At 66.0% G+C, this 19,532-nt stretch carries 17 protein-coding genes; 12 read left to right on the top strand and 5 right to left on the bottom strand.

The annotated features are described in order from the left end of the window. Positions 1–35: 35 nt before the first annotated feature. The 10 genes from Q4610_RS12600 to Q4610_RS12555 all read left to right on the top strand — a co-directional run bounded on the left by Q4610_RS12600 (position 36) and on the right by Q4610_RS12555 (position 10,969). Positions 36–527, top strand: coding sequence for a diguanylate cyclase (locus Q4610_RS12600; protein ID WP_304536314.1), 492 nt, complete (start codon positions 36–38; stop codon positions 525–527). Between the two features lie 136 nt (positions 528–663). Further along, positions 664–1,326, top strand: coding sequence for a ribulose-phosphate 3-epimerase (rpe, locus tag Q4610_RS12595; RefSeq protein WP_304536313.1), 663 nt, complete (start codon positions 664–666; stop codon positions 1,324–1,326). 14 nt (positions 1,327–1,340) lie between these two features. Beyond that, a complete protein-coding gene (locus tag Q4610_RS12590; protein WP_304536312.1) occupies positions 1,341–3,089 on the top strand; it encodes a heparinase II/III family protein in 1,749 nt (582 codons plus the stop codon). 55 nt (positions 3,090–3,144) lie between these two features. Then, positions 3,145–3,711 (top strand): DUF1993 domain-containing protein, encoded by a 567-nt coding sequence (locus tag Q4610_RS12585; RefSeq protein WP_304536311.1) that lies wholly within the window; start codon positions 3,145–3,147, stop codon positions 3,709–3,711. A 20-nt stretch (positions 3,712–3,731) separates the two neighbouring features. After that, the gene (locus tag Q4610_RS12580) at positions 3,732–4,898 is read left to right on the top strand and encodes a glycosyltransferase family 87 protein (RefSeq protein ID WP_304536310.1); all 1,167 of its coding nucleotides are present in this window, start codon (positions 3,732–3,734) and stop codon (positions 4,896–4,898) included. A gap of 12 nt (positions 4,899–4,910) precedes the next feature. Then, on the top strand, positions 4,911–6,500 hold the full coding sequence (purH, locus tag Q4610_RS12575; protein ID WP_304536309.1) for a bifunctional phosphoribosylaminoimidazolecarboxamide formyltransferase/IMP cyclohydrolase: 1,590 nt from the start codon (positions 4,911–4,913) through the stop codon (positions 6,498–6,500). 174 nt (positions 6,501–6,674) lie between these two features. Next, positions 6,675–7,007 (top strand): UrcA family protein, encoded by a 333-nt coding sequence (locus tag Q4610_RS12570; protein WP_304536308.1) that lies wholly within the window; start codon positions 6,675–6,677, stop codon positions 7,005–7,007. Positions 7,008–7,276: 269 nt separating this feature from the next. Beyond that, on the top strand, positions 7,277–8,812 hold the full coding sequence (locus Q4610_RS12565) for an NAD(P)/FAD-dependent oxidoreductase (protein WP_304536307.1): 1,536 nt from the start codon (positions 7,277–7,279) through the stop codon (positions 8,810–8,812). Positions 8,813–8,817: 5 nt separating this feature from the next. Further along, entirely contained in the window at positions 8,818–9,216 is a 399-nt protein-coding gene (locus tag Q4610_RS12560) for a GtrA family protein (RefSeq protein ID WP_304536306.1), read from the top strand. Next, positions 9,194–10,969 carry a hypothetical protein gene (locus Q4610_RS12555; protein WP_304536305.1) on the top strand — a complete coding sequence of 592 codons (1,776 nt, stop codon included), beginning with the start codon at positions 9,194–9,196 and terminating at the stop codon, positions 10,967–10,969. Before Q4610_RS12560 ends, Q4610_RS12555 begins: the two co-directional genes overlap by 23 nt. Here Q4610_RS12555 and msrB read toward each other — a convergent pair. From msrB to Q4610_RS12540, 3 genes are read right to left on the bottom strand one after another with little or no spacing between them, the layout of a single operon-like run. Beyond that, on the bottom strand, positions 10,956–11,432 hold the full coding sequence (msrB, locus tag Q4610_RS12550; protein WP_304536304.1) for a peptide-methionine (R)-S-oxide reductase MsrB: 477 nt from the start codon (positions 11,430–11,432) through the stop codon (positions 10,956–10,958). The two genes, Q4610_RS12555 and msrB, sit on opposite strands and share 14 nt — an antisense overlap. A gap of 20 nt (positions 11,433–11,452) precedes the next feature. Next, positions 11,453–12,643, bottom strand: coding sequence for an ABC transporter permease (locus Q4610_RS12545; RefSeq protein ID WP_304536303.1), 1,191 nt, complete (start codon positions 12,641–12,643; stop codon positions 11,453–11,455). After that, positions 12,640–13,617: an ABC transporter ATP-binding protein gene (locus Q4610_RS12540; protein WP_304536302.1), complete on the bottom strand. Its 978-nt coding sequence runs from the start codon at positions 13,615–13,617 to the stop codon at positions 12,640–12,642. The genes Q4610_RS12545 and Q4610_RS12540 overlap by 4 nt, the downstream gene beginning before the upstream one ends. Positions 13,618–13,660: 43 nt before the next feature. On the opposite strand from Q4610_RS12540, the gene queG reads away from it, so the two are divergent. Then, positions 13,661–14,686 (top strand): tRNA epoxyqueuosine(34) reductase QueG, encoded by a 1,026-nt coding sequence (queG, locus tag Q4610_RS12535; RefSeq protein WP_304536506.1) that lies wholly within the window; start codon positions 13,661–13,663, stop codon positions 14,684–14,686. Positions 14,687–14,781: 95 nt separating this feature from the next. Here queG and uvrB read toward each other — a convergent pair whose 3' ends face one another. Further along, complete coding sequence (gene uvrB / locus Q4610_RS12530) at positions 14,782–16,971, bottom strand: excinuclease ABC subunit UvrB (protein WP_304536301.1); 2,190 nt, start codon at positions 16,969–16,971, stop codon at positions 14,782–14,784. Between the two features lie 252 nt (positions 16,972–17,223). Here uvrB and Q4610_RS12525 point away from each other — a divergent pair, with 252 nt between their 5' ends. Then, positions 17,224–19,344, top strand: coding sequence for a calcium-binding protein (locus tag Q4610_RS12525; RefSeq protein ID WP_304536300.1), 2,121 nt, complete (start codon positions 17,224–17,226; stop codon positions 19,342–19,344). On the opposite strand, the gene Q4610_RS12520 is transcribed toward Q4610_RS12525, so the two are convergent. Continuing rightward, a partial coding sequence (locus Q4610_RS12520; protein ID WP_304536299.1) for a hypothetical protein occupies positions 19,319–19,532 on the bottom strand: 214 nt, incomplete at its 5' end. The genes Q4610_RS12525 and Q4610_RS12520 overlap by 26 nt on opposite strands.

Raw genomic sequence — 19,532 nt, 5'->3', positions numbered from 1 at the left:
GGCTTAGGCGGTATTGTCCGTCTGAGAGGTACGCCATGCGTCCGACCGAGCCATTGCCGCTGAACCATAGTTGGCCCCTTTACGACCTGCGCACCCATCTCGCGCCGGTGCTGCTGGATTCCGACATCGCCCGCAGCGACATTGCGCTGGCCGAACGGGGGCTGGGCCTGTGGCATTGCGACTTGCGGGATGACCGCCTGAACTGGACCGCCGGCGTGTATGACATATTCGGGCTGGAGCGCGACCTGGAGGTGAACCGCCCGCTCGCCGTGTCGCTCTACATGCCGGATTCGCGTGAGCCGATGGAGCGGCTGCGCGCCTATGCCATCCGCCACAAGCGCGGCTTTACCCTGGATGTCGATATCAACCAGGCCGATGGCGCCGGGCATTGCGCGATGCGGCTGATCGCCGCGCCGATCGTCGGCCCGGACGGGGACGTGATCGGGCTGCATGGCGTCAAGCAGTTGCTGCCCCAGGGCACGCCCGCATCCCAGCGGCTGGACCCGACCATTTTCGTGATGCTTTGACCAGGTTGCCGCACCGGCCCGATGCCGCGAAGGCCGCGTCAGCCGGATTGTAACGCAAAGACTGCGCGAACAATCGCGACTCGTCCCCCAAATGTCCGTTGCCCTTGGCCCAAGCGACGATTAAGGCGAACGGTCAATGACCCGTCCGATCCTCATCTCGCCCTCCATCCTCTCCGCCGACTTCGCCCGCCTGGGCGAGGAGGTGCGCGCCATCGACCAGGCCGGCTGCGACTGGGTGCATATCGATGTCATGGACGGCCATTTCGTGCCGAACATCACGATCGGCCCGAATGTGGTGAAGGCGTTGCGCCCGCACACGCAAAAGACGTTCGACGTGCATCTGATGATATCCCCGGTGGACCAGTATCTGGAGGCGTTCGTCGCCGCCGGATCGGACATCATCACCGTCCATCCCGAAGCCGGCCCGCACATCCACCGTACCGTCCAGCACATCAAGTCGCTGGGCGTGAAGGCGGGCGTGGTGCTGAACCCCGGCACGCCGGCAAAGATGCTCGATTACCTGATCGATGATGTCGACCTGATCCTGGTGATGAGCGTCAACCCCGGTTTCGGCGGGCAGAGCTTCATCGAGAACCAGTTGCGCAAGATCGAAGCGTGTCGGCGGATGATCGACAAGTCGGGCCGCGCCATCCATTTGCAGGTCGATGGCGGCATCGATTTCACCACCGCGCCAAAAGCGATCGCGGCGGGCGCCGACGTGCTGGTCGCCGGCACCGCCACCTTCCGCGGCGGCGCGCCGGCCTATGCCGACAATATCCGGAAGCTGCGCGGCGGGTGAGCGAAGCGCGGCGCATGTCCGCCCGCAAAGGCCCGGACGTTCCGCCCGAAGCGGGCGACGACGGCATCGAGCAGGGCAAGCGGCTCATCCGCGTCGCGGATGACAAGGGCCTGTCGCTGGCGCAGAAAATCGCCAATCATTTCTATCTGCTCAGTTGGAAAACGCCGATCCACGGCCGCCGGCTGAAGGGCAAATATCCGCTGAAGCTGCTGGCGGTGCCCGATGACGAGATGCCGGGCGACAGCCGCGCGGGGGCGGCGATCCGGGCGGGCTATTTCCTGTTCCGTGGCAGGAAGCTGGCGATCGACACGCTGGATTTCGCCCGGCTGGACGCCGACCCGGCCTTTGCCGACTATCTGCACAGCTTCCGCTGGCTGCGCGACCTGGCCAGCGCCGCATCCCGCGAGCAGGGCGCGCCGATCGCCGAGGAGGTGATGCGCAAATGGCTGGCGGCGCATCATGAAACGCCGAGCGAACCGGCCTGGCGCGCGGACAATGCCGGCTGGCGGCTGTTGTTCTGGACCGCCCATGCGCCGCTGATCCTGTCGTCCAGCGACCTGGTCTATCGTTCGCTGGTCCTGAACTGCATCGCGCGGACCGCGCGCCATCTCGACCGCATCGCCGACAAGGCGCCGATGGGCCTGCCCCGCCTTGTCGCCTGGTGCGGCATATTGGTCGCCGCCCTGCTGATCCCCGGCGGGGACGCGCGCCGGCTGTTCGGCGAAGCGGGCCTGACGCGCGCGATCGACGGCAGTTTCCATGCCGATGGCGGCATCGTGTCGCGATCACCGCTGGCGCAGGTCGAAGCGGTCATGCTGCTGTCGATGCTGCGCGCCGTCTATGATGTGCGGCGCGAGGGCGTGCCCCCCTGCCTGACCGACGGGCTCAATCGCGCGGTGCCCGCGCTGCTGGGCCTGACCCATGGCGATGGCGGGCTTGGCAACTGGCAGGGCGCGGGGGCGATCGCGCCACAGAATGTCCAGGCCGTGGTCGCCGCCAGCCGCGTGCGCGCCCGGCCGCTGCGCCAGGCGCGCGACTGGGGCTATCAGCGGATCGTGGCGGGCAACAGCATCGTCCAGATCGACGCCGCCCCGCCGCCGGTCGCGCGGCTGGCCGAAGCGGGCTGCGCCTCCACCGGCGCGATCGAGATCAGCGACGGGCCGCTGCGCCTGATCGTCAATTGCGGCGGCGCGGCGCTGGCCGGGGCGTGGATTCCCCACGACCTGGCGCAGGGGCTGCGCACCACGGCGGCGCACAGCACGCTGACGCTGAACGACAGCAATTCGACCGCCCTGCTGCCCGACGGCACGCTGGGCAAGGGCGTGACCGAGGTGGAGCTGAACCGGCAGGAAAGCGACAATGGCAGCCGGCTGGACCTGTCCCATGACGGCTATGTCCGGCGCATGGGCTATGTGCATCGCCGCCTGCTGCTGGTGAACGGCGACGGCAAGGAAATTCGCGGCGAGGACATGCTGACGCCGGCGCAGCGACGGCGCAAGCCCGGCAAGCAGCCGGTCCAGTTGCGCTTCCATCTGGCACCGGGCGTCGAGCCGACTCTGACCGCCGACAATCAGGGCGCCCTGCTGCGCATCGACCTGGGCGCGCTGTGGCAGTTCCGTACCGGCACCGGCGTGCTGAGCGTCGAGGACAGCCTGTGGGTCGATGGCGACGGCCATCCCCATCCCACCAGGCAATTGGTGGTGACGAGCGAGGCGTTGCCCGGCGGGGCAAGCATCGGCTGGATCTTCAAGCGGATGGGATGAGCGCGACATGGCCGCCCAGCCCCCGCACGCCCCATGCCCACCAGGAGAAGTCGCCATGGCCCTCACATCGCTCCTCGTCCCCACCTATCGCCAGATGCTGGGCAGCCTGTCCGCCTGGCTCGACAAGGCGCAGGCCCAGCGACAGGCGCCTGACGCAGACGCCCTTTTGTCCGCCCGGCTGGCGCCCGACATGTTCCCGCTCGCGACGCAGATCCGCTTCGCCTGCGTCCAGGCATGGGAGGGCGCATACCGGCTGCGGGGCCGGGACTTTCCCCCGATCGTGCAGGCGATGCTGGACGAAGGGCGCGCGGCAGGCGAGCGGCCCGGCACGATGGCCGCCGCGCAAGGCCGTATCGCGGACACGCTGGCGATGCTGGACGGGCTGGCCGCCGATGCGCTCGACATGGACACAGATGCGCCGATCGCCCATGACCTGCCCAACGGCATGATCTTCGACCTGACCGCGCAAGGCTATGCCCGCGACTGGACGCTGCCGCAATTCTACTTTCACATAATGACCGCCTACGCCCTGTTGCGCAGCACAGGCGTGCCGCTTGGCAAGGGCGACTATGTCGCGCATCTGCTGCCCAGCCTGCGGGCCGGGACGATGCCGGGCCATTGATGGCGCGGGGAGCGATGCGGATGATGCGCCCCGATCGATTGACACGGCTGGCGCGCCTGTGGTGCATGGTCGCCGGCGTGCTACTGATCCTCTACCTCGCCCGGCAATGGCGCGTGGGGATGACCGACGGCCTGGGCCATCCCTTTGGCGAGGATTTCCTCAATTTCTGGTCAGGGGCGCGGCTGGCGCTGACCGGACATGCCGACGCCATCTATGATCTGGCGCGCTTTCATGCGTTCGAAACCGGCGTCGTGGGCGCGCCGATCGACCTGTATCATTACAGCTATCCGCCGGTCATGTGGCTGGTCAGCGCGCCGATCGCGCTGCTGCCCTACCCTATCGCCTGGGCGGTGTGGCAGGGGGCGGGCTGGGTCGCCTTCGCCACCGCCATGCGACGGATCGCGCCCGGCCGGGGGCTGCTGATCGCGCTCAGCCTGCCGGCGGTGTTCATCAACGCCATGGGGGGACAAAATGGCTGCTGGACGGCGGCGATCCTGGGCTGGGGGCTGATCCTGATCGACCGGCGGCCGGTGGTTGCGGGCGCGATCCTGTCCCTGTTCGTGGTGAAGCCGCAGCTCGGCTGGCTGATCCCGCTCGCGCTGCTCGCGGGGCGGCATTATCGCGCCACCGCCGCCTTTGCATTGACGGCCGTGCTGCTGGTGGCCGCCACCCTGCCGCTCTATGGCATCGAGCCATGGATGGCCTATGCCCGGCAGGCCGCGATGCTCAAGCAGGTGATCCTGGAGGATGGATCGGGCACCTGGCACCGGATGCTGTCGGTGTTCGTGGCGGTGCGGCATCTGGGCGCGCCCCTCGCCCTTGCCTATGCGGCGCAGGCGGTGGCGAGCGGCGCGGTCGCGCTGATGGTCGCCTCTCTCTGGCGGCGCGAGGGGTCAGGCGACCGGGCCAAGGCGGTGCTGGCGACGGGGGTACTGGCGGGATCGCTCTATGTCAGCGATTATGACCTGGTGATTGCGGGGCTGCCGGCGGTGTGGCTGTGGCCGATAGCCGGCCCGCGCCTGCGCGGCTGGATCGCGCTGGCGACGCTGACGCCGCTGGCCGCGGCGTCGCTGGCCCTGACGAGCGGAATCGCGCTGGGCGCGGCGATGCTCTGGCCGATGATGGTCGGGGCTGTATTTTTGTGTCGTCCAGGACTAAGGGACCGCGCAACGCCGTCCCACCTTTAGAAAGCCCTTCCCATGACCGACGTGACCATCAAGCGCGCCCTCTTGTCCGTGTCCGACAAGGCGGGCCTCATCGAACTGGGCAAGGCGCTGGGCCAGCATGGCGTGGAACTGGTGTCGACCGGCGGCACGGCGAAGGCGCTGCGCGAGGCGGGCCTTGCCGTCATGGATATTTCCGACCTCACCGGCTTCCCTGAAATGATGGACGGGCGGGTCAAGACGCTGCATCCCAAGGTCCATGGCGGCCTGCTGGCGGTGCGGGGCAACCCGGAGCATGTCGCGTCGATGGACGAACATGCCATCGGCGCGATCGACCTGGTGGTCGTCAACCTCTACCCCTTTGCCGCGACGGTGGCCAAGGGCGCGGACCGGGACGAGATCATCGAGAATATCGACATTGGCGGCCCGTCCATGGTCCGTTCCGCCGCGAAGAATCATGAGAGCGTGGCGATCGTCACCGACCCGGCCGACTATGCCCGGCTGATCGCCGAAATGGCGGAGAAGGGCGGCGCGACCAGCTATGATTTCCGGCGGATGCTGGCCGCCAAAGCCTATGCCGCCACCGCCGCCTATGATTCGATGATCGCAAGCTGGTTCGCCTTCGCCGATCAGGGCGTGATGTTCCCCGACACGCTGGCGGTCGCCAGCACGCTTGGCACCACGCTGCGCTACGGCGAAAATCCGCACCAGTCGGCCGCGCTCTACCTGCCCACCGGCCCGTCCGCCAACGGCATCGCGCAGGCCCGCCAGATCCAGGGCAAAGAACTGTCCTACAATAATTATAACGACGCCGACGCCGCGCTGGAGCTGGTCAGCGAATTTCGCGACGGGCCGCCCACGGTTGTCATCGTCAAGCACGCCAACCCTTGCGGCGTGGCGACCGGCGCGACGCTGATCGAAGCCTATGAAGCCGCGCTCGCCTGCGACAGCGTATCGGCCTTTGGCGGCATCATCGCGGTCAACCGCCCGCTCGACGGCCCCACCGCCGAAGCGATCAGCACCATCTTCACCGAAGTCGTCGCCGCGCCCGACGCGGACGAGGCGGCGAAGGCGATCTTCGCGAAGAAGAAGAATCTCCGCCTGCTGCTGACCGGCGACCTGCCCGATCCGGCGCGTCCCGGCCTCCAGATCAAGAGCATCGCGGGCGGCCTGCTGGTCCAGGGTCGCGACAATGGCCAGGTGAGCCAGGACGCGCTCAAGGTCGTCACCAAGCGCGCGCCGACGCAGCAGGAACTGAAGGATTGCCTGTTCGCCTGGACCGTGGCCAAGCATGTGAAGTCGAACGCCATCGTCTATGCCAGGGACGGCAGCACCGCGGGCGTGGGCGCAGGGCAGATGAACCGCCTGGAATCCGCGCGCATCGCCGCGTGGAAGGCGAAGGACGCCGCCGAAAAGGCGGGCTGGGCGACGCCCCGCACGGTCGGGTCCGCGGTCGCCTCCGACGCCTTCTTCCCCTTTGCCGACGGCCTGCTGGCGGCAGTGGAGGCGGGCGCGAGCGCGGTGATCCAGCCGGGCGGTTCGATCCGCGACGATGAAGTCATCGCGGCGGCCGACGAGGCGGGCCTGGCGATGGTCTTTACAGGGATGCGCCATTTCCGGCATTGATGGTGGTGCGGGTGCGAAGGCGATCTCTTCGCACCCGCAAAATCGCGGAAAACCGCCACTTTTTATCAACTGGCCTCTTTTCAACCCTGTCTGGTGAGCCTATTTAGACAGCGACCCTACTTCCACGTCAGACGTGGGGCGAACGATAAGAAGATGTTCGACAGGAGATACAGGATGACCAAGAAAAGGCTGGTGGCGCTGGCCGCCACGATGGCCCTTGCGCTGCCCGGCGTGGCGAGCGCCGGCAGCAACGACATGGATGTGATCGTCGATGGCACCACGGGCGCGCAGACCCGTTCGGTCGCGGTATCGGTGGCCGACCTCAACCTCGCCAGCAACAGCGGAATGCGCCGTGCCGATTCCCGCCTGATCCGCGCGTCCAAGCAGGTGTGCGGCTATGTCAGCGGGTCGATCATGCCGGTGAGCGAGGATTATCGCACCTGCTATGGCGCCGCGATCGATAGCGCGCGCAGCGACCTGACCATGATGGCCCAGCGCCAGAGCTGACACCGGCGATCATGCGCTGAACCATCGCGCCTTCCCCGCACGAAGGGGAACTGCAGGGGGCCGCTTCACCCAGGTGGAGCGGCCCTTTCCATAAGGGGACCATGTCCTTTGCCCGCCACACCGGCCGGGGTTTGCAAGGCACGCCATAGCCATCCACGAGGCAGCTTCCAGAAGCGAGCCGGGGCCATGCTTACCGACCATTAACCAGTCCTTAGAGGATTTCCTTCACTCCCGAAACGACGAACGATCTTTCGGGGGAATTGCCTGTCATGCCGCGTACCGACCAGCATGTGGACGTCGCCATCATCGGCGCGGGGCCAGCGGGACTGACCGCAGCCTATCTGCTGACGAAACAGGGCTTTAGCGTCACGGTGATCGAAAAGGACCCGGTCTATGTCGGGGGCATCAGCCGGACCGTGGAACTGGACGGCTTCCGATTCGACATTGGCGGTCACCGCTTCTTTTCCAAGTCGCAACAGGTGGTCGACCTGTGGAATGAAATCCTGCCCGACGACTTCATCCAGCGTCCCCGGATGAGCCGCATCTATTATGAGGGCAAATTCTACAGCTATCCGCTGCGCGCGTTCGAGGCGCTGTGGAACCTTGGCATCTGGCGATCGACCCTGTGCATGGCGAGCTTTGCCAAGGCGAAGCTGCTGCCCAACCGCAATGTCCGCTCCTTCCAGGACTGGACCGTCAACGCCTTTGGCCACAAGCTCTTCTCCATCTTCTTCAAGACCTACACCGAAAAAGTGTGGGGGATGCCGTGCGATGAAATGTCGGCGGACTGGGCGGCGCAGCGGATCAAGGGCCTGTCGCTCTGGGGCGCTGTCACCGACGGGCTGAAACGCTCGCTGGGCCTGAACAAGAAACCCAATGACGGCATGGCGACCAAGACATTGCTGGAGACGTTCCGCTATCCCCGGCTTGGCCCCGGCATGATGTGGGAGGCCGCGCGCGACAAGGTGGTCGAGGGCGGCAACCAGGTGCTGATGGCGCACAGTTTCAAGCGGCTGGAGGAAGATCAGGCGTCAGGCCGCTGGCGGCTGGTGGCCGATGGACCGCAGGGCGATGTCGTGATCAACGCCGCCCATGTGATTTCGTCCGCGCCGATGCGTGAACTGGCCGGCCGCATCCATCCGCTGCCCGCGACGCTGCCGGCCGCGATGGACCTGAAATATCGCGATTTTCTGACCGTTGCCCTGATGGTGAAGGGACAGGATATTTTCCCCGACAACTGGATCTACATCCACGACAGCAAGGTGCAGGTCGGCCGCATCCAGAATTTCCGTAGCTGGTCGCCCGAAATGGTGCCGGACCCGTCGCTGGCCTGTGTCGGCCTGGAATATTTCTGTTTCGAGGGCGATGGCCTGTGGGCATCGGGCGATGCCGATCTGATCGCGCTGGCGACGCAGGAAATGGCGACGCTGGGCCTGTGCCGCGCCGACGATGTCGTGGGCGGCGCGGTGGTGCGGCAGGAAAAGGCCTATCCGGTCTATGACGACGCCTATGCCGCCAATGTGCTGGCGATGCGCACCGAACTGGAGGCGCGCTATCCCACGCTGCACATGGTCGGCCGCAACGGGATGCACCGCTACAACAACCAGGACCATGCGATGATGACGGCGATGCTGACCGTGCGCAATATCGTTGCGGGCGCGCGCATCCATGACGTGTGGCAGGTCAATGAGGACGCCGAATATCATGAGGCGGGCGACGAAGGCCAGAGGGATGGACCGCAGGCCGATGCGCAGGCGGCGCTGGGCAGCGTGCGGGCCGTGCCGTCGCGGCTGAAGGCCGCCTGAGCGCCATGACAGAGCGGATCGTCGCGCTGTTCGCGCGGCTGATGTTCGCCCGCTACCTGCTGGCGAGCATCGCGGCGCTATCATGCGATTTCATCGCTTTTCTGGCGCTGGACCATGGCGGCGCGACCCCGGCCGTCGCGGCGGTCGGCGGCTATGCCGTGGGGCTGGCCATCCACTGGATCATCAGCGTCCGCTTCGTCTTTTCCATGGCCGGTGGTCCCAGTCCGGTGCAGCGTGTCGGCTTCGTCGTCAGCGCGCTGCTGGGCATGGGTGTCACCATGGTGATGGTGAGCGCATTGAGCGCGTTGGGGCTGGCCCCGGCGATCGCCAAGCTGCTGTCGGTGCCCGTCAGTTTCCTGTCCGTCTATGCGATCCGAAAATATGGCGTCTTTGCGTCCGCCTGACCGCGACCTGTCCAGGCTGTGGGCGCTGGCGATCTGGCTGGCCTGCTGTGCGGTCATGGTCTGGCTGTTCCGTGCCGATTATGCGGCCCTGGGCTTTCGCGATCCCGATGATGCGATGCGGCTGGCGCAATTGCGCGACTGGATCGGTGGCCAGCCTTTCCACGATATCAGTCAGCATCGGGTGAACCCGCCGATTGGCGGGCCGATGCACTGGTCCCGCATCGTCGACATGCCGATCGCCGCGCTGATCTTGCTGTTGCGGCCGTTGCTGGGCGCAGGCGGCGCGGAGCTGGCCGCCTGTATCCTTGCCCCCCTCTTGCTGCTGGGCGGACTGGCCGCTGCCCTGCTGGTGGCGGCGCGGCGCGTGGCGGGGCCGGGCATCGCGCTGCTGAGCGTCGCGCTGCTGCTGACCAGCCCCAGCATATTGGCGCAGTTCACGCCGCTGCGGATCGACCATCATGGCTGGCAGATCATGCTGGCCACCCTTGCATTGGCTGGGGCGATGGACGGGCGGCCGCTGCGCGGCGGGATGGTTGCGGGACTGGCGCTGGCGCTGTGGTTGCAGATTTCGAGCGAGTCCCTGCCCTATGTGGCGCTGTTTGGCGCGCTGTTCGCGCTGCGCCACTGGATCGCGGCGGACCAGGCCCCGCGCTTCATCGCCTTTGCCGCCACATTGGGTGGCGCGGCCCTACCCCTGCTGGCGCTGCTGCGCGGGCCGGGCGCGGTTGCGGCGCGCTATTGCGATGCCCTGTCCCATGTCTATGTCTGGCCGCTGGTGGCGCTGGCGATCGCCACGGCAGGGGCGGCACGGCTGATCGGCGTGCAGACGGCGGGGCGGCGTCTGGCGATAGCCGCGATCGGTGGCGGCGCGGCGATCATGACCTTCCTTGTCACCGGCGGGCCGTGCCTGTCGGGCGACCCCTTCGCCGCGCTCGGCCCGCTTGCCTATCGGCTCTGGTATTTGCAGGTGATGGAAGGCCGGCCGATCTGGGAACAGAGCCTGTCGATTCAGGGCGTGATCGTGCTGCCGTCGCTGCTGGGCCTTGGCGCCAGCCTGATGGCGGCACGCCGGAGCCGGGGCGAGGCGCGGATGCGCTGGCTGGCGCTGGCGTTGCTGCTGGGCGGGGCGACCGGGGTGGCGATGCTGGTGATGCGGGCCTTGTCCGTCGCCCATGTCCTTGCGCTGCCGGGCATCGCCTGGCTGCTGTCCGCGCTGTTCCGCCGGGCACAGGCGCGGGCACAGGCGCTGGTCCGGGTGGCGGGATCGGTCGCGCTGGTGCTGCTGACCCCGGCGGGCCTGTGCGCGCTCTGGGTGGCGGTCGCCGCCAAGCCGGAACCGCGCAGGACGGCCAGCGCCAATTGCCGCGCCGCCGCCGTGCTGGCGCCGTTGCAGGGGTTGCCGCCGACCACCCTGTTCGCGCCGCTCGACCTGGGGCCGGACATATTGGTACAGACGCGCCATAGCGTGATCGGCACCGCGCATCATCGCAATGCGGCGGGCATCACCGCCGTGATCGAAGGCTTCGTCGCCGCGCCCGATCAGGCCCGCAGGGCGATCGGGCGGACCCGCGCGCGCTATCTGGTCAGTTGCGACGGCCTTAACGAACTGCGCCTTTATGGCGAGGCCAACCGCCACGGGCTGGCGGCATTGCTGGCCAGGGGCAGGACGCCCGCCTGGCTGGAGCCGCTGCCCGTTGCCGGGCCGCTGCGCCTCTACCGCATCAGGCCCCTCTACCGCATCAGGCCGGAGTGAAGCTGAGCGCCACGCCGTTCATGCAATAGCGCTTGCCCGTAGGCTTTGGCCCGTCATCGAACACATGGCCCAGATGCCCGCCGCAGCGCGCGCAATGGATTTCGGTGCGGACATAGCCCAAGCCGGTATCGCGGCTTTCGCCCACCGCGCGGGGCAGCGGCACCCAGAAGCTGGGCCAGCCGGTGCCGCTGTCGAACTTGCTTTTCGAACTGAACAGTTTCTGGCCGCAGCCGGCACAGGCAAAGATGCCGGCGCGATGTTCCTTGTTGAGCGGGCTGCTGCCGGGATATTCGGTCGCCTGCCGGCGCAGCACCTTATAGGCCCAGGGCGACAGCCGCTTGCGCCATTCGGCATCGCTCAGCGTGTAGGGATAGGCCGCCTCCGCCTCTGCGGGAAGCAATTGCCACAAGGCGAGCGCGCCGATGCCGGTCGCGACGCCACCCAGGAAATGCCGTCGGTTCATGCCTGTCTCCCCTAACGGTGTCAGCCTGTCGCCGGCCTGAACAGATTTTTCCACCAGCGCCCGCCCGACTGCATCACATGGCGGCGGAACAGCAGCACGCCGACCCGGATGATGAGCGCCACGAACGCCCCCTGCCAGACCAGCGCCACCAGATGCGGCCACAGCGTCGCGTCCTGCGCCGCCCGCGCGATCATCGCGAAGGGCGAACTGAACGGGAAGATGCAGGCCGCGACCTCCGCCGGGGAGCCCATATGGTCGACCGCATAGCTGGCGAAGAAGAAGATCAGCATCTGCCCCATGGTGATCGGCATGTTGAGCGTCTGCACTTCGCGCACCGTCGCCGCCTGCGCGCCGATCCCCAGGAACAGCGAGCCGAGCAGCGTATAGGCCATCGCGAAATAGAGCACCGCCAGCGCCAGGAAGATCGGCCAGCCCACCGCCGGCACCGGCAGGCCGGTCGCATCGCCGCCCAGCGCCGCGAAGATGGCGAAGGCGGTGCCGCCCCAGAAGGCGATGCCGACGAAGCTCATCGCCAGCATCGCCATCAGCTTGCCCAGGAAAATCGCATCGATCGACACGGCGGCGGCCAGTATCTCTATGATCTTGTTGGTTTTTTCTTCGACCAGATTGGACAGGATCATGCCCGCCAGCAGGATCGTCAGGAAAAACATCACCACCTGCGCGATGCGGCCGATGATCAGCCGTCCCTGCGCCTGCGCGCCCAGGCTGGTGGTCACTTCCTGCCGCTCGACAGGCACGAACTGCAAGCTGCGTTCGGCCAGCGCGGCGGTGGACAGCAGGCTGAGGTCGCCCTGCAACTTGTCCAGGTCCTGCGGCTTGCCGGTCAGCACCGGACGGGCGGGCGATCCGCTCAGGATCGCCACCACTTCGGACTCAGGGCGCGCAAGCTGCACGCGCGGGGCGGGCGTCATGGGCACGGCCCGGATGCGCGGCAGGCTCTGGTCGCCCATGCGCCGGGTCAGCCGGCCATGCGCGCGATCGATCGCAGCCCGGTCCTGCGGCGCCATCGCGATGCCCACGACCGGGCGCAGATCCGTGCTGGAAATCCTGTCGCCCAGCCCGCCAAAGGCAAAGCCGATCAGGATCGGCAGCAGCGGCCCCAGCAGGAAGAGGATGAAGGTGCGCGACAGCACCACGGCGGTAAAATCCCGCCGGGCGATGACGAAGGCGGCGCGCCACAATTGCATCATGCCTCTTCCGCCTCCTCGCCCTGTTCCTGCATCGCTTTCGCCGCGGCCGCACCGGCGATGGCGACAAAGGCGTCGTGCAGGCCGGGCCGTTCGATCGACAGGCTCTCGATCCCCGCCTGCCCGTCGATCAGGGCGCGCAGCAACGGCTCGATCCCTGCGTCAGGCAGAGCGAAATGCCATATGCCATCGTCCTGCACCGTGTCGGCGGGCAGCACCTGGCGCCACGCCCCGTCCCCGGCGCGGGTGCGCAGCCGGACCCGCGCGCGCAGCCGGTCGCGCGCGGCCCCCGGCGTGCCCTCAAACCGAATCCGCCCCTGTGCGACGATGGCGATCCGTTCACACAGGCGCTCGGCATGCGCGATGACATGGGTGGAAAAGAGGATGGTGACGCCCCGCCGCGCCTGATCGCGGATCAACGCCTCCAATTTTTCCTGGTTGATCGCGTCGAGGCCGGAAAAAGGCTCGTCCAGCACGATCAGGCGCGGTTCGTGGACGATGGTGCCAAATAGCTGAACGGTCTGGGCCATGCCCTTGGACAATTGCCGGATCGGCTTGTCGATCGCCGCGCCCATGCCATGCCCGTCCAGCATCGCCTTTGCCCGTTCGCGCCCGACATGCAGCGGCAGGCCGCGCAGCGCGCCCATGAAGGCGATCGCTTCGAACGCCTTCATCGAGGGATATAGCCCCCGCTCCTCTGGCAGATAGCCGACCTCCCGCGCCATGCGCAAAGGCCGGGCCGCGCCCAGCAGCAGCCGGTGCCCCTCGTCCGGGTCGACAATGCCCAGCAGGGTGCGCAGCAGGGTCGTCTTGCCCGCGCCATTGGGGCCAAGGATGCCGTAGATTGTGCCGGCGGGCACCGCGATGTCGATCCCGTCGACCGCGCGGAAGCTGCCGAATGTCTTGACAAGGCCATGGCCTTCGACGGCATAGGGAGGCTCTGGGGTGGAAGCTGGGGCCGGGGTGTCGCCGATCATTCCGCCCTGATAGTCTGGACCCGTGCCTGTGGAAACCGAAACCTTGGAACAGCGGCTGAAGGCGGAGGCCGCGCGGCTGGGCTTTGCCGCCTGCCGCATCGCGCCCGCCGACGCCGCGCCGCAGGCCGGCGCGCGGCTGCGCCAATGGCTGGACGCGGGCCATCATGGCGACATGCTGTGGATGGCGGATCGCGCGGAGCAGCGCGGATCACCGCGCGGCCTGTGGCCCGACGTGCGCAGCGTCATCATGCTGGGGATGAGCTATGCGCCGGGGCGCGACCCGCTGGCGCTGGCGCAGGTGCCGGACCGGGCGCGCTTTTCGGTTTATGCCCAGGGCAAGGATTATCATGATGTCGTCAAGAAGGCGCTGAAAGCGATCGCGCGCTGGCTGGTGGAGCAACAGCCCGGCGCGCTGAAAGTATTCGTGGATACAGCGCCCGTGATGGAAAAGCCGCTGGCGCAGGGCGCGGGGCTGGGCTGGCAGGGCAAGCACAGCAACCTCGTCAGCCGCGACCATGGCAGTTGGCTGTTCCTGGGGGCGATCTACACCGAACTGGCGCTGGAACCCGATGCGCCGGAGCGCGACCATTGCGGCAGTTGCAGCGCCTGCATGGCCGCCTGCCCCACCGACGCCTTCCCCGCCCCCTATGTCGTGGATGCCCGCCGTTGCATTTCCTACCTCACCATCGAACATAAGGGGCCGATCCCGGAGGCTCTGCGCGCCGGAATCGGCAACCGCGTCTATGGCTGCGACGATTGCCTGGCGGTCTGCCCGTGGAACAAGTTCGCCGATGCGGCCGCGGCGAACCGGGCGTTCCTTGGCCGGGCCGAACTGGCCGCGCCGGAAATCGGCGACCTGCTGGCGCTGGACGACGCGGCGTTCCGCGAGATTTTCTCCGGCTCCCCGATCAAGCGGATCGGCCGCAACCGCCTGGTCCGCAACGCCGCGATCGCGGCGGGAAACAGCGGCGACAGGGGGTTGCTGGGGCCGCTCAGGCCGCTGGTGACGGATGAGGACCCTGTGGTGGCGGAAGCGGCCGCCTGGGCGATCGGGCGGCTGTCGGACTGACGCGACAGGCACGCGATGGGCGGGAAACGGGGATGATCGCATGAAGGGCGGTCATCGATCATGACGATCGCCGGACAGGCCGGTGGCGCCATCCTCTACCGCTTGCCGCCGAATTTCTTCTGCACCTTGCCATATCGCAGCTTCCGCGTCCCCGGCTTGCCCTCCGTCGCGCGCCCGCGCGGCGCGGCGACCTGCTGATCGACCGGCAGGCCCAGTTCTTCCGCTTCCAGCTTGCGGATTTCGTCCCTGATCCGTCCGGCTTCCTCGAACTCCAGGTCGGCGGCGGCGGCGCGCATCTTCTTTTCCAGATCCTCGATATAGGCACGCAGATTATGGCCGACGAGGTGCGGGCGATCATCCAGCCCGGTGTCCACCGTCACCTGATCCTTGCTGGCGACATGGGCGATGATGTCGCCGATGTTGCGCTTGATCGTGGTCGGCGTGATGCCATGTTCGAGATTATAGGCTTCCTGCTTCTTGCGCCGCCGCCCGGTTTCGTTGAGCGCCCGCTCCATCGAGCCGGTGATCCGATCGGCATAGAGGATCACCCGGCCATCGACGTTGCGCGCCGCGCGGCCGATGGTCTGAATGAGCGAGGTTTCGGACCGCAGGAAACCCTCCTTGTCCGCGTCGAGGATGGCGACGAGGCCGCATTCGGGAATATCCAGCCCCTCCCGCAGCAGGTTGATGCCGATCAGCACGTCATAGACGCCCAGCCGCAAATCGCGGATCAGCTCGATCCGCTCGAGCGTCTCCACGTCCGAGTGCATGTAGCGGACCTTGATCCCCGCTTCATGCATGAATTCGGTCAGATCCTCAGCCATCCGCTTGGTCAGCGTGGTGACAAGGGTGCGGTATCCCTGCGCCGCGACCTTGCGACATTCGTTGATGAGGTCATCGACCTGGTCCTCGACCGGCTTGATCTCGACCGGCGGGTCAATGAGGCCGGTGGGGCGGATCACCTGTTCGGAGAATACGCCGCCAGTCTGCTCCATTTCCCATTTGCCGGGCGTCGCGGACACGCTGACCGTCTGCGGGCGCATCGCGTCCCATTCGTTGAAGCGCAGCGGCCGGTTGTCGATGCAGCTTGGCAGGCGAAAGCCATACTCGGCCAGCGTGATCTTGCGCCGGTGGTCGCCGCGCGCCATCGCGCCGATCTGCGGCACGGTCTGGTGACTTTCATCGACGAACAGCAGCGCATTTTCGGGCAGATATTCGAACAGGGTCGGTGGCGGCTCGCCCGGCAGGCGGCCGGTCAGGAAGCGGCTGTAATTTTCGATCCCCGCGCATGATCCCGTGGCCGCGATCATCTCCAGGTCGAAATTGGTGCGCTGCTCCAGCCGCTGCGCCTCCAGCAGCTTGCCCTCCGCCTCCAGTTCCTTCAACCGCTCGGCCAGCTCGAAACGGATCGCCTCCATCGCCTGCTTCAGCGTCGGGCCGGGGGTGACATGGTGGCTGTTGGGAAAGACCTTCACATAGTCGAGGCTGGCGACCTTGCGCCCCGACAGCGGATCGAATTCGACAATCTCCTCGATCTCGTTGCCGAAGAAGGACACGCGCCAGGCGGTATCTTCATAGTGCGACGGGAAAATTTCCAGATTGTCGCCCTTCACCCGGAAATTGCCGCGCGCAAAGCCCGCGTCGTTGCGCTTATACTGGAGCGCGACCAGCTTGCGGATGATCTCGCGCTGGTCCTCTATCCCGCCCTTCTTCATCGCAAAGGTCATGGCCGAATAGGTTTCGACCGACCCGATGCCATAGAGGCATGAGACGGACGCCACGATGATGACATCGTCCCGCTCCAGCAGCGCGCGGGTGGCCGAATGGCGCATCCGATCGATGCTTTCGTTTACGCTGCTTTCCTTTTCGATATAGGTGTCCGACCGCGCGACATAGGCTTCGGGCTGGTAATAGTCGTAATAGCTGACGAAATATTCGACCGCATTGTCGGGGAAGAAGCTCTTGAACTCGCCATAGAGCTGCGCCGCCAGAATCTTGTTGGGGGCCAGGATCAGCGCAGGGCGCTGCAACGCCTCGATCACCTTGGCCATGGTGAAGGTCTTGCCCGATCCGGTGACGCCCAGCAGCACCTGGTCGCGCTCCCCGGCCAGCGCCTGCTCCACCAGTTCGGGGATCGCGGTGCGCTGGTCCCCCGATGGTTCATAATCGCTGACCAGCGTGAAAGGACGCCCACCCTCGCTCTTTTCGGGGCGCGCCGGGCGATGCGGCACGAAACCTGCGCCGGTTTCCGGTTCATCGAGCGTGGTACGGATCTGAATCGACATGGGGTGAATATGGGGACGCCGGCGACCAGCGCAATCACCAACATCGTGCCGGTGAACGGCACATGTCGGATTTGTCGCTCATATTTCCGCCGCTTGCCCAAAGGTTAACCGCGCCGCCACCGGAATAGTCCGCACCAGATGCATAGCATTATAAGTGCAACAATATCTATTCTTGTGAAGCAAGATGAATTTTCGATAATAAAGTGATTCGGTTATCCTGCGTCAATGCTATCGACAGAAAGGACAGGTGATATGGCAGTCATCAAGGGCACCAGTAGTTCCGAAACCATAAATGGAACGGCAGGCGTCGACACCATTTTGGGCCTTGCCGGGAATGATATCATTTTTGGTCTGGACGGCAATGATGCCCTGACGGGGGGCGCAGGCGACGATATATTGCATGGCGGAGCCGGAAACGACCGCTTCCTGTTCGATGATCGCGGCTTCGGCATTGATACCATCGCCGATTTCGCCACCGGCGACCGGCTGGATTTGCGGGCATTCCATATCGGCAGCATCACGCAACTGTCACCATTCATGCGCCAGGTAGGCAACGACGTGCAGATCGACTTCCTGTGGGGAGGCCGGACCGAGCGCATCATCCTGTCAAACACACAGATTGCCGACATCACGGCGTCCACCCTGTTGCTCAACAGCGACACCGATCCCTTGTCGGTCCTGGGGACCAGTAATGCCGACACCTTGTTCGGCGGCAATGGCAATGACATTCTGTCCGGGTCCGGCGGCGATGACAGCCTGGTCGGCGGAGCGGGGATCGACGCGCTGATCGGCGGCGAAGGCAATGACATGCTGCGAGGCGGGACCGGCAGCGATCGCTTTATCTTTTCGACGCGGGGATTCGGCATCGATACCATCGCCGATTACACCAGCGGCGACCGGATCGACCTGCGCGGCCTGAACGTTGCGGACATCTCGCAGCTCGCCCCCTTCATGGCGCAGGCAGGCGCCAATGTAGAGATCACCCTCATCTGGGGTGGTCGCACCGAGCGCATCATCATCGCGGACAGCCAGATGGCAGATATCACCACATCAGGCTTTCTGTTCAACACCTCGCTGGAAAGGGTGCGCGCCATCGGCACGAGCAACGATGACACGCTGTTCGGCGGCAGTGGCGATGATGAATTGACCGGGGGGAGCGGCAGCGATGCGCTGAACGGCGGCGCGGGCAGCGATGTGCTGGTTGGCGGCGAAGGGAATGACATGTTGCGCGGCGGCGCCGGGAACGATCGCTTCGTCTATGCGGCGCGCGGCTTCGGCCTCGACACGATCGCCGATTACACCAGCGGCGACCGGATCGACCTGCGCGGTCTGAACATCGGCGAACTGAGCCAGCTTGCGCCATTCATGCGCCAGGCCGGGTCCAATGTGGAGATCAACCTGGAATGGGCGGGACGCGCCGAACGGATCACCATTGCGGGCGTCCAGTTGGCGAACCTGACCGCCGGCAACTTCCTCTTCAACAACGACATCATTGGCGGTGGAGTGGACGGGACCAGCAATGACGATAGCCTGTTCGGCAGTCTCGGACCGGATATGCTCTATGGCTATGCGGGCGACGACAGCCTGTCCGCCGGCGCCGGGGACGACTTGCTGGTTGGCGGTGAAGGCAGCGACATAATGCGCGGCGGCGAGGGTAATGACCGTTTCCTCTATACCGACCGGGGTTTCGGTACGGACTTGATCGTTGATTTCACTGCTGGCGACCGGATCGACCTGCGGACGCTCAATATCGCGGATATGGCTCAACTCGCGCCTTTCATGCGCCAGTCGGGCAATGATGTGCATATCGCCTTCACCTGGGCGGGACGATCCGAAACGATCATCGTCCAGGACAAGCTGGTCGCCGATCTTACCGTTGCGGACTTCCTGTTCAACAGTGCGTCCGATCCCGTCCTGGCCGAAGGCACCGGCAATGCCGACACTGTGTTCGGTGGCAAGGGCAATGACCATGTCTATGGCGACAGCGGCAATGACAGCCTGAGTGGCGGCGCGGGAAGAGATGTCCTGATTGGGGGCGCCGGCCTGGATATAATACGCGGCGGCGCGGGGGCGGATCGCTTTTTGGTACGGACCGGGGACAGTGGCGGATCGCAGATCGACCGGATTTTGGATTTTTCATCGAGCGAAGGCGACAGGCTCGACCTGCGCCGCATCGACCCATCTGACGAGGCGGGTGATCAGCTTTTATCGTTTGTGAGCGGGGCTTTTACCGGCATTGGCCAGGCGCGCATTGTCCAGACAGGGTCGAGCTATCAGGTACAGGTCAATCTGGACAGCATCATGTCCACAGTGGAGGTTGCGGTGGACATGATCAGCGCCGCGCCGGTCATGGTGACGGATCTGCTGCTGTAATGCCTTTTTGGGCAGGGGATTTTCCTGCCCTCTTTTTGACGGCGGCATGAAGAAAGCGGGACGTTCCTGTATCGAGGGGGTGTTGTTTGGCGGGGCCTGGAGCAAATCCCTGTTGCGTTTGCGTCGGGGCTTTTTTTGCCGTGATGTTTTTGTTTGCGGTGGAGCGCAAAAAACCCGCCTTGCGGGCG

Source organism: Sphingobium cyanobacteriorum, assembly GCF_030580935.1.
In the GTDB taxonomy this organism is placed as follows: Bacteria; Pseudomonadota; Alphaproteobacteria; order Sphingomonadales; family Sphingomonadaceae; genus Sphingobium; species Sphingobium cyanobacteriorum.
Note: the sequence above shows the minus strand (reverse complement) of the source record. Positions and strands in the feature narration are given on the sequence as shown.